This window comes from Rossellomorea sp. ABR4_004 (assembly GCF_056159585.1).
On sequence record NZ_JBSWVM010000003.1, the window covers coordinates 162,007 to 180,515 of the forward strand.

The 18,509-nt window shown below is 39.2% G+C and carries 15 protein-coding genes; 3 read left to right on the forward strand and 12 right to left on the reverse strand.

Annotated elements, in window-relative coordinates:
- Positions 1–14: 14 nt before the first annotated feature.
- From preA to ACXAF2_RS17900, 7 genes are all read right to left on the reverse strand, one after another.
- On the reverse strand, positions 15–1,301 hold the full coding sequence (preA, locus tag ACXAF2_RS17870; RefSeq protein WP_475140700.1) for an NAD-dependent dihydropyrimidine dehydrogenase subunit PreA: 1,287 nt from the start codon (positions 1,299–1,301) through the stop codon (positions 15–17).
- 22 nt (positions 1,302–1,323) lie between these two features.
- Entirely contained in the window at positions 1,324–2,679 is a 1,356-nt protein-coding gene (locus ACXAF2_RS17875; RefSeq protein WP_475140702.1) for an NAD(P)-dependent oxidoreductase, read from the reverse strand.
- 92 nt (positions 2,680–2,771) lie between these two features.
- Positions 2,772–3,662 carry a nitrilase-related carbon-nitrogen hydrolase gene (locus ACXAF2_RS17880; RefSeq protein ID WP_475140704.1) on the reverse strand — a complete coding sequence of 297 codons (891 nt, stop codon included), beginning with the start codon at positions 3,660–3,662 and terminating at the stop codon, positions 2,772–2,774.
- A 426-nt stretch (positions 3,663–4,088) separates the two neighbouring features.
- On the reverse strand, positions 4,089–5,537 hold the full coding sequence (locus ACXAF2_RS17885; RefSeq protein ID WP_475140706.1) for a carbon starvation CstA family protein: 1,449 nt from the start codon (positions 5,535–5,537) through the stop codon (positions 4,089–4,091).
- Positions 5,538–5,814: 277 nt separating this feature from the next.
- Complete coding sequence (locus ACXAF2_RS17890) at positions 5,815–6,336, reverse strand: ankyrin repeat domain-containing protein (protein WP_475140708.1); 522 nt, start codon at positions 6,334–6,336, stop codon at positions 5,815–5,817.
- A 101-nt stretch (positions 6,337–6,437) separates the two neighbouring features.
- Positions 6,438–8,606 carry a DNA topoisomerase III gene (locus ACXAF2_RS17895; protein ID WP_475140710.1) on the reverse strand — a complete coding sequence of 723 codons (2,169 nt, stop codon included), beginning with the start codon at positions 8,604–8,606 and terminating at the stop codon, positions 6,438–6,440.
- A 485-nt stretch (positions 8,607–9,091) separates the two neighbouring features.
- Entirely contained in the window at positions 9,092–9,628 is a 537-nt protein-coding gene (locus ACXAF2_RS17900) for an outer spore coat protein CotE (RefSeq protein WP_113968133.1), read from the reverse strand.
- Positions 9,629–9,841: 213 nt separating this feature from the next.
- Between ACXAF2_RS17900 and ACXAF2_RS17905 the strand changes: the two genes are divergently transcribed.
- The gene (locus ACXAF2_RS17905; protein WP_475140712.1) at positions 9,842–10,108 is read left to right on the forward strand and encodes a hypothetical protein; all 267 of its coding nucleotides are present in this window, start codon (positions 9,842–9,844) and stop codon (positions 10,106–10,108) included.
- Here ACXAF2_RS17905 and ACXAF2_RS17910 read toward each other — a convergent pair.
- Positions 10,085–10,516 carry a YlbF/YmcA family competence regulator gene (locus ACXAF2_RS17910; protein WP_148969272.1) on the reverse strand — a complete coding sequence of 144 codons (432 nt, stop codon included), beginning with the start codon at positions 10,514–10,516 and terminating at the stop codon, positions 10,085–10,087. The two genes, ACXAF2_RS17905 and ACXAF2_RS17910, sit on opposite strands and share 24 nt — an antisense overlap.
- A 1-nt stretch (position 10,517) precedes the next feature.
- Positions 10,518–12,083, reverse strand: a complete 1,566-nt coding sequence (gene miaB / locus ACXAF2_RS17915) for a tRNA (N6-isopentenyl adenosine(37)-C2)-methylthiotransferase MiaB (protein WP_475140714.1) — start codon at positions 12,081–12,083, stop codon at positions 10,518–10,520.
- A 276-nt stretch (positions 12,084–12,359) separates the two neighbouring features.
- Between miaB and ACXAF2_RS17920 the strand changes: the two genes are divergently transcribed.
- A complete protein-coding gene (locus ACXAF2_RS17920; protein WP_475140716.1) occupies positions 12,360–13,715 on the forward strand; it encodes a hypothetical protein in 1,356 nt (451 codons plus the stop codon).
- Positions 13,716–13,767: 52 nt separating this feature from the next.
- On the opposite strand, the gene ACXAF2_RS17925 is transcribed toward ACXAF2_RS17920, so the two are convergent.
- A complete protein-coding gene (locus ACXAF2_RS17925; RefSeq protein ID WP_475140718.1) occupies positions 13,768–14,973 on the reverse strand; it encodes a hypothetical protein in 1,206 nt (401 codons plus the stop codon).
- 167 nt (positions 14,974–15,140) lie between these two features.
- On the opposite strand from ACXAF2_RS17925, the gene ACXAF2_RS17930 reads away from it, so the two are divergent.
- Complete coding sequence (locus ACXAF2_RS17930; RefSeq protein WP_475141278.1) at positions 15,141–16,016, forward strand: glycosyltransferase; 876 nt, start codon at positions 15,141–15,143, stop codon at positions 16,014–16,016.
- 49 nt (positions 16,017–16,065) lie between these two features.
- Here the strand turns inward: ACXAF2_RS17930 and ACXAF2_RS17935 are convergent, their stop codons facing one another.
- Together ACXAF2_RS17935 and ACXAF2_RS17940 are read right to left on the reverse strand one after the other, a co-directional pair.
- A complete protein-coding gene (locus ACXAF2_RS17935; protein WP_475140720.1) occupies positions 16,066–17,166 on the reverse strand; it encodes a DegT/DnrJ/EryC1/StrS family aminotransferase in 1,101 nt (366 codons plus the stop codon).
- A gap of 12 nt (positions 17,167–17,178) precedes the next feature.
- Positions 17,179–18,480 (reverse strand): nucleotide sugar dehydrogenase, encoded by a 1,302-nt coding sequence (locus ACXAF2_RS17940; protein WP_475140722.1) that lies wholly within the window; start codon positions 18,478–18,480, stop codon positions 17,179–17,181.
- Positions 18,481–18,509 lie beyond the last annotated feature (29 nt).

An 18,509-nucleotide genomic window follows, 5' to 3' on the forward strand; every position in this document is an offset into this window, starting at 1 on the left:
TCATACCTCCAGAATTATTTCGCCGTGTTTACTCTAGCTTCGGATAGGTTCCCTACTACCGCTTGACGTTCATTCCATGTCATTGGCATATGTCCGCTTGGAACCTCTATCATGTCAATAGCTCCATCAACCGGGCATACAATCGAACATAAATTACAACCGACACAATCTTCTTCCCGCACTTTTAAATAGCTGTTTCCTTTAGAATCTTTCAGCATGTCAATGCATTGATGAGATGTATCTTCACAGGCAATATGACATTTATTACAGTTAATACATACATCTGTGTTGATTTTTGCCACAACACTATAATTAAGATCAAGATTTCCCCAATCAGAAAATCTCGGTACTGTTTTCCCGACAATGTCCTGGACTGAAGCAATCCCTTTTTCATCCAAATAATTATTTAAGCCATCAAGCATATCCTCGACAATTCTAAACCCGTGATGCATAGCAGCAGTGCATACCTGAACACCCGATGCTCCCATTAGCATAAATTCGACGGCATCCTGCCAATTTGAAACTCCCCCCATCCCTGAGATCGGAACGTTGATACGTGGATTTCTGGCGCATTCGGCAACCATATTCAATGAAATTGGCTTAACTGCAGGTCCGCAATAACCTCCATGAGCACCTTTTCCCGCTACATGAGGAATGGTATTCCAGGAGTCCAGATCAACACCTGCTAAACTGTTGATTGTATTGATCATACTTACTGCATCCGCTCCACCGCGGACAGCCGCTTCAGCTGTGACAGTAATGTCTGTAATGTTGGGTGTCAATTTTACAATTACAGGTGTCCTGGCCACCTCTTTCGCCCAAAAAGTTTGTTTCTCGACTAATTCTGGTACCTGACCGGACGCAGATCCCATTCCCCTTTCAGCCATTCCGTGTGGGCATCCGAAATTCAGCTCTAGCCCATCAACACCGACGTCTTCAACCTTCTTTACGATTTCATGCCATTTTTCTTGTTTAGGTTCTACCATTAATGATGCTATGATTGCATGATTGGGAAACCGTTTTTTTGTTTCATAGATTTCCTTCAGATTCACTTCTAATGGTCGATCGGTAATGAGTTCGATATTATTGAATCCTGCTACTTTTTGACCATTAAAACTTACAGCTGCGAACCTTGAAGAGACATTTATTATGGGTTCCCCTAATGTTTTCCATACTGCACCGCCCCAGCCAGCCTCGAATGCTCTTTGAACCTGGTAACCTGAGTTCGTTGGTGGCGCGGACGCCAGCCAAAAAGGATTAGGTGATTTTATTCCTGCTAAATCAATGTTTAAATTTGCCATGAGTTCCCCCCCTAGGACAATCTTAATTCACGTGTACTTTCTCCAATTGTGCATGTAAATGATAGGCGGCAAGTTTCCCTTGCTCTGCAGCCGTAACGACCATTGCTTCCCCTACTCCCTTACCAAAAACAACGTCTCCACAGGCGAAAATCTTTGGATTAGAAGTTTGGAAGGTGTCTCGATTAACCTGTACGACACCGTCTGAATGCTCCAGTCCGAATTGCTCAATTAGTGATAGATGACGAGTTTGGCCAATCGCCTTAATGACTGCGTCAACAGGAAGCACAAACTGTGAGCCTTTGACAGGAGTGGGACGCCTTCTTCCATCCTCACCAGGCTCACCTAACTCCATCTTGATGCATTCGATTCCCGTTACTTCTCCCACTTCATTTCCTATAATTCGCTGAGGTGCTGTTAGCCAGCGGAATTCTACTCCATCCTGTTTTGCAAATTCGTATTCAAAATCATAAGCCGTCATTTCTTCTTGTGTACGTCGATATAAGATTTTTACATTGCCTGCTCCTAAGCGGACAGAACAGGTAGCTCCATCGATGGCTGTATTTCCCGCCCCGATCACCACCACTTTTTTGCCTACATAGTCTTGCGTCAGCTTGCCACTTTTCGTTGCCTTAACAAATTCAATGGCGTCATGAACACCTTTTAAGTTTTCCCCTTCAATTTTCAAATCTGGAACATGGGACATGCCTGCTGCCAGGATGACAAAATCATGGCTCTCTACGATTTCATCTGCAGATATGTCTTGACCAACTTTTACATTCGTTCGAATATCGACATTCAATTTCTTTACTTGGTCAACCTCCCAGAAGGATACGCTCTGGGGAAGGCGGAAAGATACGATACCATAAGTATTTAATCCTCCCGCTTCTTTTTCCGCTTCATAAATGCTCACTTCATAACCGAAACGTGCAAGTTCCCTTGCAGCCGATAGGCCGGCTGGTCCCCCTCCGATAATCCCTACTCTAATCCCATTTGGCTCACCTGCTTCAAATAGCATTGTTTCGTTATGTCTTGCCCAATCTGTTGCATATCGCTGCAGGTCTCCAATCATGATTGGCTTAGTAGAATGATTCAGTACACACGCCCCTTCACACAGCTCTTCTGTCGGACAGACACGTGAGCAGCTTGCACCCACAGGATTTGCAGACATGATAGTTTTTGCCGATCCTTTCAAGTTCCCGGATGCAATCTTTTTGATAAATGAAGGTATATCAATGCTTGTGGGACAAGCTATAATGCAAGGAGCATCATAACAATAAAGGCAGCGATTTGCTTCCTCTACTGCTTCCCTTTTGGTTAATCCCTCATGTGCTTCCAGAAAATTCTTCTCAAGATTGAGTAACGAAAGTGTGTTAGACAAACTGACTTCCCCCTATCCATTTCCAATTAATTCCCATGACCTATTAAACACCTCATGGCTGACAATGATGGTTCACCGTCAGCCTATATTTATTAAGGAAGTAAAGCCGTCATATCGTTATAAGTTTCAGGCCTGCGATCTCGATAGAACTGCCATGTATCCCGGACTTCACGTAATAGCTTCTTATTCATTTCACCAATAATGACCTCATCACTATCTCTGCTTCCAATGGAAACAAATCTGCCTCTCGGATCTACTAAATAGGACTGTCCGTAAAATTCACCCATATTCCAAGGACCCTCAAAACCAACACGATTAATAGCTCCTAAGTAATAGCCGTTTGCCACCGCATGTGCAGGCTGCTCAAGCTTCCATAAGTATTCAGATAAACCAGCGACAGTTGCAGATGGATTGAACACGATTTCTGCCCCTTTTAAACCTAATAAGCGGGCACCTTCAGGGAAATGGCGATCATAGCAAATATAAACCCCTACTTTTGCATAAGCAGTATCGAATACCGGATACCCGAGATTTCCTGGTTTAAAGTAATATTTCTCCCAGAATCCGTAACCTTCCTCTCCAACCCCAACATGTGGAATATGCTGTTTTCGATATTTTCCGAGATAGGATCCATCTGCATCGATGACCGCTGCCGTATTATAGTAAGTAGCTATTCCTTCTCTCTCATAGATTGGTAGAACGATGACGACACTCAGCTCTTTGGCTAACGCCTGGAACTGTTTAGTTGTAGGACCATTTGGTATTTCTTCAGCAGAATCATACCACTTTGGATTTTGTTCAGAGCAAAAGTAAGGACCATAGAAGATTTCCTGTAAACAAATGATTTGAGCTCCCTTTTTTGCTGCGTCTCGGACCAGTTCCACATGTTTCTTGATCGCTTGCTCCTTATGGACGTCTACCCCTTCACTTCCATCTACATCATGAGAAGCTTGAACAAGTCCAATTTTCACCAAGTCTGACATTTCATTACCCCCTACACAAATAGATTTAATAAAATAGTAAGCGCTTTCATTGTTTTTTCCATTGGTTCACACTTACTAGATTTTACTGTCTGAAATAAAAATCTGAATTTTAAGTATTTTCACTTTATTTTAACCCTTACATTTACAGAATGCACTATACATTCTGTAACACTAACTCCGTTCCTGATTTGTCATTATGTACATTCAATAAAATGAATGGTTTCTCTAAAGGTAGCATACGTTCATTACGAATTTTGTAGAAACTTTTGTTTTAATATTTAAAAAATTCAGTTTTCAGTCGACAAAAAATACAAACTTCCTTCCTGATTCATTCATTCTCATTCCTAAAGGTCAGTGCAAGACCATTTGAACTTATCCTAAAAAAACAGCCTTCTCTACTGAAAAGGCTGTTTTTGTCGATTATGGTTATGAACTTACTGACTTCATCTCTAGTAATTGTTTCCTGCGAGGACTGTATTTTACTACTTGTGCCACAAACCAAATCAAGACAGCCAACCAAATGACGGAACCGATCACCATTGCTGTTGAATAGGGAAGTCCAAAACCTTCTGGTGCGTAAAAAATATACGAGCTTACTACTCCTGTCATGAACAATGCAGGAATACTGCATATCCAGTGGAACCTTGCTTGTTGTAATAAGTAAATGGCAGCAGTCCACAACATAACGGTTGCTACTACCTGGTTGGACCATCCAACATATCTCCACAGGAAGGTATAGTCAATCTGAGTAAGTAAAAACGTCGGGACTGCCACCGGAATAACTAACAAGACCGGCAGCCATTTCCCTTCTACATCTTTCTTACGTATATCATTCATTAAATCAGCAAGCATCATTCTTGATGACCTTAACGCAGTATCCCCTGTTGTGACTGGAAGGATGATTACACCCAGGACGGCTAGAACTCCGCCTAACGTGCCTAACGTCGTTTTGCTGATTTCATTTACCACTCCTGCAGGTCCGCCAGCTGCCAATGCTTCTTGAAGCCCAGCTGTTCCATTAAAGAATGCCATACCTGCTGCCGCCCAGATCAATGCGATGATTCCTTCAGCCACCATCGCTCCATAGAATACTTTTCGCCCTTCACTTTCTTTTTTTAAGGTTCTGGCTAAGATGGGACTTTGAGTGGAATGGAATCCAGAGATAGCCCCGCACGAAACGGTAACCATCAGTAAAGGCCACAAAGGTAAATCATTTGGATGTAAGTTTTCAAATGTTAGATTTGGGACTGGATGTTCAAAGAAAAACAATCCAATTCCAATCGCAACTGCCATAAAGATAAGGATGGCTCCAAAGAACGGATACACCTTTCCAATAATCTTATTAATCGGTAAGACAGTCGCAATGAGAAAGTATGTAAAAATAATAACAAGGGACGTCATAAAATTAAGCGGTGTCACCTCTGCCATTAGCTGTGCAGGGCCTGATGTAAAAGCAGCTGCTACGAGAATCATCAGCACGATCGATAAAATGTTCATAACGGATTGTACAGGTTTCCCTAAATATTTTCCTACGATTGAAGGAAACTGAGCTCCTTTATGTCTTAGAGATAACATTCCAGAAAAGTAATCATGCACCGCTCCGGCAAATAGGGTGCCAATCACAATCCACAGGAATGCTACTGGCCCATACAAAGCACCTAAAATTGCCCCGAAGATCGGACCTAACCCCGCAATGTTTAACAATTGAACCAGGCTTGCTTTCCACCAGCTCATGGGCATATAGTCTAAGCCGTCCTCCTTTGAGTATGCAGGAGTCACATTGGTATCATCAATACCGAAAATACCCTCTACCACCTTTGAATAAATGAAATAACCTACTACTAGAATACAGATGGATGCAAGAAATGTTAGCATCACGATGTCCTCCCTTCAGTAAATGAATTTAACGTTTATTTTAATATGGGAAACGACAAAAAACAACAGAATTTTCTAAAAATATTATTTCTTCCGAATAAATAATTAATTTATACTCAAATTAAATACCGTCAAATCAACAATGTAAGGGATTACACTGTTCGAAAAAAGTATCAAAGCATAATACATTTAGAGTGTATTATGTTGCTTTCTAATGAACCAAAAATCGTAAAAATAAAATACACCCCATTATAGGGGTGCATGAAACTTGTGGGAACTACTGAACTTTTCCTTTTGCAAATTCTTCATGAGCTTTTAAAAACTCTTTATTATTTCTTTCTCTAGCAATTTCCAATGGAGTCCGGTCATTTCCTGAATGTATCTCTTTTCCATCTCCGTGAGCCAGTAACAGGGACACAATTTCTTCACTTCCGTCGAAAGCAGCAATATGTAACGGTGTGTGCCCTGATGAATCGGGTTGATTCACATTCGCTCCTTGTTTTAGTAAAAACTCCAACAGTTCTTTCGAAGCCTCCCCGGCGATTCCTGCATGTAAAGCCGTATTAGAAGGAATGTAAGAAACTTTCGAATTTGAGAAGGAATTGATATCCGCACCAAAATTCAGCAGAAGCTCAACGATCTCCCTATGACCATAATGTGCAGCCACCCCTAATGCTATTAAACCTTGTTCATTATTTGCGTTACAAAGATTGGTGTCATTTCTCAATGACTGCTCCACTGTCTCTTTATCGCCTTTTTCAATTGCTTCAAAAAATTCTTGAATTGTAATTGATGTCATCATACTCACCTCATTTTCACATAATTAAAAATATTCTATCAATAATAACCAAAAAAAGATAGAGATGACTCCTAAAATAGGGAGTCATCCCTATAAAAAAATTACTGATCCAGTTTTAATTTTGCCAAAGCATCGGCTAATGCAGTGTTGACCGGCTCATCATTTTGCTGTGTTTTCAAATACTTATTTACATCCCTTTTAGTTGCTTTGCTATTCTTTTCTTTTTTTCTGCGATCGTTAAAGGTTGAAAGTTTCTCTCTATGTCCACACACACATGTGAACATCTGCCCTTCCCCTTCTCCTCTTAGATCTAAGCGTTTATGGCAATTCGGGCACCGTGCATTTGTTTTTTTGCTAATATTTTTCCGGTGACCGCACTCGCGATCTTGACAGACCAGTTTCTTACCATGCTTATTCTTTATTTCCAACATCAGGTTTCCACAGTCAGGACATTTCGTCCCGGTTAGATTGTCATGAGAGAATTTCTTAGTAGAGTTCTTAATTTCACTAACCGACTTACTTGTATAATCTTTAATCTCATTTAAGAATTCTTGTTTATTAAGAGATCCATTTGCGATTTTCTCAAGCTTTTGCTCCCACTCTGCTGTAAGGGTCGGGGATTGTAATTCAAGAGGTGCCAACTCCAATAATTGCTTTCCTTTAGACGTAATAAGAATTTCTTTTCCTTTCGGTTCAATCACTCCTGAGTTAAAAAGCTTTTCTATTATATCTGCCCTTGTCGCAACTGTACCGAGTCCCCCTGCTTCATGTATGGTGTCAAGAAGATCTTTGTTGCTTTCTTTCATGAATCTTTTTGGGTTTTCCATAGCGGATAGAAGAGTTCCTTCGTTAAAACGGCCGGGAGGATTGGTCTGCCCTTCTGTTTCTTTTATTGCCAGAACAGAAAACGTATCCCCTTCTTCCATTTTTGATAGCAATTGATCTTTTTCTGAATCAAAATCATATACTTCTTTCCAACCGATTTCTACAATCCGCTTTCCTTTCGTTTGAAAGGTTTCAGTACCAATCGAGGCTTCAATCGTCGTTTGTTCATACAGATATGGAGGATAGAATACAGCTAAGAAGCGTTTCACGACTAGATCATAGATCTTTCTTTCACGGTCCTGTAACTTTTGGAGGAAAGGTGTCTCCTCCGTCGGTATAATGGCATGGTGATCCGTCACCTTTTGGTCATCAACGTATGCTTTTGAAAGTTGGTTTGAACTCTGCAACGCTAAATGAGCCATTTTACGATATGGTTGTACACTGACCGCTTTCAATCTGTCCTTCAATGTGGCGACCATATCACTGGATAAATGTTTACTATCTGTTCTTGGATAAGTGACTAATTTATGTTGCTCGTACAATTTCTGCATAATGGATAGTGTTTCTTTGGCAGAATAGCCAAAGACTTTATGAGCATCTCTTTGCAATTCTGTTAAATCATATAATGAAGGAGCGTAATTTTTCTTTTGTGATTTTATTACTGACTGAATCGTGATTTCCTTTTTATCCTTCAATAATTTCATGACGCTTGTTATTTCTTCTTTAGAAAATGTTTTTGTATCTTTATTTTTATGGTTTGACCAAATAAACGAACCGCGATCCGTTGTAGCCTGTATGCCATAATACGTTTGTGGTTTAAAGTTCCTGATTTCTTCTTCCCTCTGAGCAATGATGCTCAACGTAGGTGTTTGTACACGTCCACATGATAACTGTGCATTGTGCTTGGTAGTCAAAGCCCTGGTAGCATTCATTCCCACATACCAATCGGCTTCAGATCTGGCTTGGGCAGCTGCATATAGGTTTTCGTATTGTTTCGCATCTCTCAGTTTATTGAATCCGTCTTTAATCGCCTTGTCGGTGACAGATGAAATCCATAATCGTTTCAACGGTTTATTTACCCGGGCTTTCTCAATGATCCAGCGGGCAACAAGTTCCCCTTCCCGGCCGGCATCAGTGGCAATGACGATTTCTTTGACATCCGGACGGTTCATTTGTGCTTTCACTGAGCTAAACTGTTTCCCCGTTTTCTTAATGACTACAAGATTAAGGGATGAAGGAAGCATGGGCAGATCCTCAAGCTTCCATGCTTTGTAGCGGTCGTCATAGCTTTCAGGCTCTGCTAATGTGACTAAATGTCCCAGTGCCCAAGTGACGATATAGTCGCTTCCTTCTAAGAATCCATTTCCTTTTTTCGTACACTGAAGCACTTTGGCAATATCTCTACCGACAGAAGGTTTTTCTGCCAGGACTAAAATCTTTTTCATGTTAAAAATCCTTTCAATACTGGGTGTTTTGTTTCTATACTCTTTTCTATTTTAACATACAATAAATTGAATCGTGTTTTAGAGTTCACGCTATTATAGGTTGTACTATACTAAGGGATAGTTGATTTTTCACAAAGGAGCTATAGGACATTGCAGCATGACATACAAAAAGGTTCCTTTCTTCCTAAAGAAGCTTCATGGTAACGGCAGCAGTAGGTCTTCAAGTGAGAATAAAAGACATTATTCAGTTAGGATATAAACCCCTCCTCACTGGATTAATTGCTTCTATTACATATGCACTCATCAGTCTGTTCCTTATTCTATAGACTAAATAACCAATCACATGTACATGTGATTGGTTTTCACGACGAAAAAAAGAGCATCTAGAGAGATGCCCCCTGTACTGTTTACCATCCCTTATGCGATAAATTCCTTTAAACTCTTAAGAAGAAAAAACTAGGAAGAGGCCGTCTTCCTAGTAAATGCTATTCTTCGTCTCCTTCTAAGAAGTCTGGATCTAACTCTTCAAATTCTTCATCATCTAAGTCACAATCCCAGTCTTCATCGTCACAACCTTCAGGATTTACAAGGACACATACTTTCGTTTCTCCTATAACTTCCACTAGGAATTCACGTTCGACGTGAACAATGATTTTGTTACCGTTAGGTGAAATAACCGCTTCGCAGCAATTCGGCTGTTGTAGTACGCGAGCACATACTTCAATATCATCTAAGCAATCAGGATCACGGTATTTCAGCTTAATGCAATCTGTATACTGTACTCTCTCCGTTACAACAGATGTCTTTGTGTTGTCACTGTGGGAGTACCATACGTTGATATCGTATGAACCGTGAATTTCAACCTTCTTGCCTACTTTGTGTGCTTCATACTGGTGATTAATGATCCAGCAGCCTAAAATGCTCGATGGATTATGCGGCGGGCTAATCGTATGATGAGACTGTGTGAATTTACGTCCCTTCGCTACGACCGCTTTAGTAATAATCTCTCTATATTCTGCCATTCGAGCGAACCTCCTCATTCATTTTCAATTCATCTTATGCGACTATCTAGGTGTTTGTGCGAGAAAATTTAATTACATAATGGGATTGTTGCGAGATAATGTATTGTATGCGAATACCCATTGAATGTTCCGGAATGCACTACCCGTCACCATAGAAAAATGGTAAACTAAGAATCAGCAAGGAATTGATGATTTGAAGAGGAGGATGTATTCATGTCAAAAAGCAAAGCAAGACGAAAAAGGGATCATGTCCTTAGAAATACGGGCCGGGATGTGACGAAGCTCCGAAGTATCCTACCAGACTTTTCGATAATGGAGCGCACAACTAAAACGAAGAAGGAAACAATAGCAAAAGGTCAAACAAAACACAAAAAACGATCTCCGCATGAAAGGGATATTCCTTTAAGCAGAGATCGTTTTTATTTTCACTATGCACCTATTTACACCATTCTTCTATTAAGAACAGCTTCCAGGCGTTGAGTTTTTCACTTGTGATCCGGTTTCACCACGAAGTAAATCTCCGCCTGTGGTTTCAATGATGTGATCCGTCACATTGTTAGAAATGACGGAAGCAACAATTTGCAGTAAATCATTCACGTCCGTTTGAGACTCTTTAAATTGTTGCACGACTGGAATGGCATCAATTTCCTTTTCCAGGTTTTCAATCTTTTCTTCAACCATTTTTAATGCTTCTGTCTTACCATAGTGCTGGAAGTTAACCGCTTGTTTTTGTAAGCTCTTAATACTCGCAATCATTTCACGCACTTTTTGATTTTCGTGAATCTGAGCTTCAGCGCGTTTAAAGAAATCCACTTCTTCTGTTTCAGCAATCATCGTTGCAAGCTCTTCTGCCCGCTTCATAATATCGTCTTTTGTGTACTTTGCCATATTAATTCACCTCTACCGGTTCTTGAAATTCTGATCCAATCTGGCCGCTTTCGACCATTTCCCCATCCAATGACCACGATTTAGCATCTGTGATCTTAACCTTTACAATTTTTCCAATGGCTGTTTTAGGAGCCTTGAAGTTGACAAGCTTGCTCCGTCGGGTATATCCGGCAAGGATGTCAGGGTTTTTCTTACTCTCTCCATCCACCAGTACCTCGACGATCTGTCCTTTATAGTTCTTCATCGCTTCAGCAGAGTATTCCTTCACAACTGCATTTAATCGTTGAAGCCGTTCCTTTTTGACTTCCATCGGTACATTGTCATTCATTTTCGCCGCAGGGGTACCTTCCCTAGGAGAATAGATGTACGTAAAAGCCGATTCAAATCCAACTTCCCGATACAAAGAAAGAGTTTCTTCGAATTGCTCGTCGGTTTCATTCGGATATCCGACGATGATGTCAGTTGTAAGTGCAACGTCCGGCATCGCTTTTTTAATTTTTCTTACTAATTCCAGGAATTGCTCACGTGTATACTTACGGGCCATGATCTTCAGGACATCTGTCGATCCGGATTGAACCGGTAAGTGAATATGCTCAACCAGATTCCCTTTTTTCGCAAGGACTTCAATTAAATGATCATCGAAATCCCTCGGATGACTGGTCGTAAATCGAATACGCGGAATATCCACTTTTCGAAGATCATCCATTAAATCTCCTAGGCCATATTCAAGATCCTCGATATCTTTACCATAGGCATTCACGTTCTGGCCAAGAAGAGTGATTTCTTGATACCCCTGGGCGGCAAGGTTTCGTACCTCCTGAATGATTTCTTCAGGACGTCGGCTCCGTTCCTTACCGCGTGTGTATGGAACGATACAGTACGTACAGAATTTGTCACACCCGTACATGATGTTCACCCATGCTTTAATGTTCCCACGGCGTACCTTCGGAAGATTCTCGATGACGTCCCCCTCTTTAGACCAAACTTCCACGACCATGGCTTTGGACATATAAGCATCGGACAGGATTTTAGGAAGACGATGGATGTTATGAGTTCCAAAAATCATATCCACTTGCTGGTATGTTTTCAAAATTTTATTCACAACGGATTCTTCCTGGGACATGCACCCACATACACCGATTAATAGCTCGGGTTTTTCCCGCTTCAAATGCTTCAGGTGACCTAATTCACCAAATACCTTATTCTCGGCATTTTCACGAATCGCACATGTATTTAAAAGGATAACGTCTGCATCGTCAGTCGAATTCGTCGCTTCATAGCCTAATGCCATGAAAATCCCTGCCATCACTTCTGTGTCATGTTCGTTCATTTGGCAACCGTACGTACGAATATAGAATTTCTTGCCTTCCCCTAAACCTCTATATTGATCATCAATCGTAAAGTCATTATGATATTTAATTTCTTCCTTCCCACGCTTTTTTGCATCTTTTAAAGATGGTGGGATATAGACACTTTCAAAGTATTTACTGTAATCCTTTTCGGATTTTTGGTCCGATGGAGTAACAGACTTCGATTGTTGTCCATGTTTTCTTTGATCTTCGTTCATGAAAAATCCCCTTTCTACCTCAATAACCAAACCGCTTATCTTCTATTATAAATCAGCTTAGAAGATATACATTCTTGCACATTATAATAGTATAAAGGTTTTCAAGGATACATACAATAGAGGCGCTTAAGTGTTGAAATTTGTTCGAAATTTTCCGCTTACACGTATAAATGGGCTTTCATCCATGTAACTCCCCTTGTAATTGGTGCATAACGTAAAGTAAGACAAATACCCAGGGAGGAGATTAAAATAGCAAAGAATGAAATTAAGACACCTATGTATCACATTGAAAACCAAGAAAAATTATACCTCCATTCTAAAATAGATGAACTACACCAAACCATTGAAAGATTACAAGAAAGCTATCTGTATGCTGAGGTTCAGCATTATAAAGAACTTCTTATTTCTAACTCTCACCAATTAGAGGAGTTAAATGAGGAGTTAGAAGTAAACCGGGTTTCTGAAGAAGAAATGATGAAGGATCGAAATAGATTTAAAGAATGGAAAGAAAAGCTTGAGGATCAAGTAAATGTCCTACACCATCAACTACACATAAAGGAAAATATCCTAATAGAGAAGACTGAAAAAAATCATGAATTAGAGCAAAAGCTGCTTCAAATCGAGATGGAGAGAAAAAATCTATCAGTATCTTTATCCTTATTAGAAGATCAATTGAAAATACTACAGGATAAGCTTATCAACAAAGAAGAATTGCTTTTGGAAAAAGGTGAAATGATAAAGAAGTTGGAGCAAAAGCTGGTTCAAACTGAGGTGGAACGGAAAAACCTCGCCCTTTCCATGTCCAGGCTTGATGAAGAAAGAGACTCACTCCGTCAACAACTTCACGAAAAGGAAAGTCTGCTTCAAGAGCAATCTATAACCATAAATGAATTAGAAAAAAAGCTCATTCAATCCGAAAATGAACTCAATACCCTCTCACTTTCCTTATCCAAGTTGGAAGAAAATCATACTAGGTCATCTACTGAAAACGAAACGTTACTAAAAGAAAATCAATCATTACTGCAACGAAACCACTCTTTAAATACGAAGGTCCTTAGTCAACAACAGCATATTTCGGATTTAAATGCTGCATTAGCTCATTCCGAAGAAACGAAGAAAGAAATGTTCTATAGCCTTATTTCCAAAACAGAAGAGCTAGAAAAGCTAATGTCTGAGAGGAAACATACTCTTGATTCTTTGCAGTTCGCAAAGGATCAGTTAGTTGAAGCAGAAAAGCAAAAAATGGAATATATTAAAACATTTATCAGCGAATATCAAAAGCAATTTGAAGAGAATGAGTGGTGGTTTTCCTCCCAATTTGCCGATATTGATCGACGGTCAAAACAACAGGATGAACGGATTGAAGCGGTTGAACAGGAGCAAGAACTCAACTTTATCCATCAAAATGAAGTACTAATGGAGAAATTCGAAGAAGTCGAGCAGCGATTTATACAGTTTATTGAGGAAGTGGATTCCATCCGTGACCAAAATTCCAAAATGACCCACAATTTATTTGAGCTGAAACGAATGGTTGAAAATCAAAAACGAAGTCAAACCCATATTATTAAGCCTCGTCAGAAACCCATAGCCGATAAGATGGTCACTCAAAACGATGACAGTTCAAGAGAATAACGTCAGTAATAAAGAAAGTTGCCTCGGAAGATCCCTTGGCAACTTTTTATGGTTAAAAGGTAATGATGATTTTATTGTTTGAACTGAGCTGAAGCTCTTGTTCTTCAAATAACACAAACCCCAAAATAGTAGAATTTTCCTGTTCTTCGAGATTTTCCAACGTAAATTGTAACCCCTCCACCGCAATTGTTTCCCCAGGCGGGATAACGGATCCCTGTATAGATTCGATCCAATAATCCCCAGTTGCGAATGCCTTTTCCAGCCAGTCTTTCCCCATATACTTCCATCCTTGCGCACCGTTTTGGCCCTGAATGGAAAAAATCTCACTCATTTCAGGGGGCAGGATCTGTCCTCCAATTTCAATTTTATCAGGAGGGTTCATCCGAAAGCAGATTTTTGGATTCAATAAGTCTACGTTTCCTGTATTCTTTATGAAGAAATCCGCCTTAATAGAATATCGTTCAAGTTTTCGATTAGGTAATACATTATAATCAAAATATATTTCAGCGGATGGTTTTTTCACCTGGGCTTCCAGAGTTTTTCGATTCGCTTTTTGCTTTTTGATTTCTTCATATTCTTTATCATCAATCTGGGTATGCCTATTTGGCTTCTTTATCTCCTCCTTATTTATTCCCGTGTCCTCAACAAGCTTACCTGTCGTTTTTAATAAGTGCAGCATATTCAAATCGAGTAAGGTGGGTTTTTGATTCCCTAGTAGTATTTTCAGTGCACAAGTCGTTAAAATTGCAGGAGCTTCGTTCAGTATGAATTCTTCATCTCTACATTGTATGGAACATCTAAGATGGGGAATTGAGTGACGCTCTTGCAATAAATAGGACCCATTGAAATGCAGCTCATCTTTATAGACCGAGAGATTTTTTTTCACATTGATGGAATTCAGCTTTTCGTTATATCCAAATGAAACAAACTGTTTATCGCCCTTTGGTTTACTCGTCACTAATTCAAAAAATAGGTCCCCCTCACTGAGCCATTCCGTATTTTCCATTATTGAAACATCCACCCCATAATGAGTTAATGCCTCTTTCACCTTTTCATGTACCTCATGATTTATGTTTTCATTCGATGTGTTCACTGATAGCCATACTTTTTTTCCGTGTAGAGAACTATTCACTTCCACCACTTGTTCTTCTTTGTTCCAATTGAATTGATAATTATTTTCCGCACATAAAAACTGGATGGCTGATAAGGAATAGTCTGGAATTGATCCCCAATCATAATTATTGATTTTTAACTTCATATACAGGCTCACCACCTTTGAATATTATTTGGTCTTTTTATCTTATGATACAAATCGACTAACTATGATGCATCCCATGAGCCTTGAATTCTAAGAACACCATCAGGATTTATTGACATATGATAAATGGATGAATAAATATATGAAGGAGAGAGTATGAAGTGCAAATGGATCATTATAAGGTATCTATTATCTTTCCTGTGAAAAATGAAGGTTTAAATGTAAAAAAAACGTTAACTTCACTTTTTTCCACTGATACTTCTATAGACTACGAAGTGATTATAGTTGATGATGCTTCTGAAGATCGGTGTTGTGATTTCTTGGAACAATCTCATTTCAAAAATAAAGTTAAGTTAATCAGGACGGAGGGAGTAGGACCTTCAGTAGCGCGTAATATTGGAGCAGAAAATGCTAATTTTAACTATTTAATGTTCTGTGATGCTCATTTATCTTTCGAACCTTATTGGATAGATAAATTATTAACTACTTTAAGAGTGGGTATGACGGATGTCGTTTGTCCCGCGATAGCATCAATGGACGACCCGAAGATTGTAGGTTATGGACAAACTTTAAATAGCAGCTTAAGAATACAATGGCATAAGAAAAAGCCATGTTTATTTAATACTGCGATTATTCCAGGCGGGTGTTTTTTAATAAAACGGGATGTCTTCTTCAAAGTTGGTGGATTCGAAACCGGCTTTAAAACATGGGGACATGAAGATGTAGAATTATCTATAAAACTATGGTTGTTCGGCTATAGGTGCAGCTGTGAGCCGGCAGTTACAATCAAACACTTGTTCAGGAAGTCCCACCCTTACAAAGTAGATTATGATGGAGTATATTATAATCTACTGCGTATGGCTTACCTTCATTTTAATCAGGATAGGATCAAAAAAACGAAAGAGTTGATTATTCATAGGAGTCCAAAAAAAATTGAGAATCTTGTTCTCAAAGATGGAGTGGAACAACGAAGAAAGAAATATTTCCAAAGCAGGACTTTTAATGATGAATGGTTCTTCAAACACTTTAATATACCCTTTTAATAAAGAAAACCATTTCTTTATCTACAAAAAGAAATGGTTTTCTATCGTTTTATTTCTTGTTTAAAAACTCGATTACAGTGTTCATGATATATTGTTGCTGGCTATTGGACAGCGTCGGATACAATGGCAGGGAGAGGATTTCATCGGAGATTTTTTCTGTTTTCGGAAAATCCCCTTTTTGATAATGTAAATGGCTAAACGCTTTTTGGAGATGTAACGGAATCGGATAATAGATCATGGACGAAATTCCTTTTTCTTTTAAATACTCCATTAATCCTTCTCTTTTTTCTACCCTGAATGAGTATTGGTGATAAGTGTGCTCTCTTGATTGTATATACGTGGGGAGCTTTAGGTTATTCTTTAACCCTGAATAATACGTTTTAGCAAGAGCATTTCTTTTATCCAATAATTCTTCAAAGTATTTTAATTTCACTAATAGAATGGCTGCCTGTATCTCGTCCAACCTGCTATTGATTCCTATTGTGTTATGAATATATCTTTCTAGAGAGCCGTGATTTCTAAATTGCCTTATTTTATTATTGAGTTCCGGCGAGTTAGTTGTCAGCATCCCAGCATCTCCGCACGCACCTAAGTTCTTGGTAGGATAAAACGAAAAACAACCTATGTCCCCTATGCTTCCTGCCATCTTTCCTTTGTACTTTGTTCCTAACGCCTGGCAAGCGTCTTCAATCACATAGAGTCCGTGCTCATTGGCTATTTCCATGATCTCATCCATATTTGCAGCCAGGCCAAATAAATGGACAACAATGATGGCTTTCGTTTTTTTGGTGATTTTCCGGATGATTTCTGTAGGATCTATATTAAATGTTTCTTCTTCAATATCTGCAAAAACCGGTTTGGCTCCTACATGAGCGATAGATTCAGCGGTTGCAAAAAAGGTAAAAGGAGTAGTAATTACCTCGTCCCCTTCTCCAATTCCCAGGGCTTTTAATCCCAATGTAATGGCATCTGTACCACTTGCTAACCCCAACGCATACTTAACGCCTACATATTCAGCTATCTCTTCCTCGATTTTTTTGGACCTTGGTCCAAAAATGTACTCTCCATCTCTGATTACTGCCGCAACTTCTTTCATTATTTCCTTTTCGTATAGCTTCAAGTCACTTTTAGTATCTACCATAGGTATCATTCAATCACCCTCTTATGTGGCTCCAATGCCGATATATTTGATTCCCTGCTCTTCGACTTCATTGCGGTTGAACGCATTTCTTCCATCAAGTAATACCTTGCAGTTTTTAAACATGGAAAGATTAAGATTCTCATATTCGGAATGATACGCTTGTAAAATGACAATATCCATATCAGCAACTAGTTTATCCTGAAGTGACATATACGTTATGTCCATGTCTTCCACTTCTTTAGGAGAATAATACGGATCGTTCACATACACATTCGCATTTTTTTCATTTAGAATTTCATTTAGACGTATAGTAATTGATTTTGTATGTTCTTTCACATTTTCTCTAAACGACAGCCCTAGAATAAGTATATTCATAGAATCTAATTTACCTACTTCTTTTTCTATCATATCGACAGAATAAACCGCCATGCTATCATTGATTTCTCTAGCTTTGTTAACTAAGCCCTCTGTATTTAATCCATTATTCAAGAAAAAGTAAGGGTATATAGGGATGCAATGCCCCCCGACTCCTATGCCCGGATTATGGATATGAGAAAAAGGTTGGGAGTTTGAAGCCTTTATGATTTCTACTATATTTACACCTTTTTCATACGCATATACAGAAAGCTCGTTTGCAAGTGCAATGTTCACGTCTCTATAAACCGATTCTGCTACTTTAGCAAATTCAGCAGCTTCAGTGCTACTCATTTCAATCACTTCACATTGTAATGCCCTTTTATAAAAAGTAACTGCAAGATCCTTACTTTTTTCATTTACTCCTCCCACGACTTTAGGATAATCCTTGAGATTTTTTATGATCTTATTTGAATAGACTCTCTCTGGACTATAAGCAAGGTAGAAGTCAGTACCCATCTTTAAACCGGAAAGCTTCTCGATATTCGAACCAAATCGATTCCTTGTATCACCGGTTGGTAATGTTGTTTCAAATATCACTACCGTACCTTTTTTTATGCTTTGTCCAATTTGATTAACGGCTTCATCAATATATTGGTAATCAACCTGGTTATCAGGTGTTATTAATACCGGGACAATGACAATTACTACATCGGAGTTACTGACGGCTTCTTTAGTATCTGTGGTAGATGTCAGTGCATGAGCCATCTGATTTGCCTTTACCAATTCTTCCAAACCAGGTTCCCCTTTAATATGACAAATACCCTTGTTGACTTGTTCAACTACATGAGGGTTTTTATCTACTCCATAAACTTTTATTCCTTTCTCCGCTATTACTGAAGCAATGGTTAAACCTATTTTGCCCAGACCAATAACTGTCACTTTCAAGTTATCCTTTTCGAAATTCACTATCCACACCCCTTATTGTTTTTATCAGT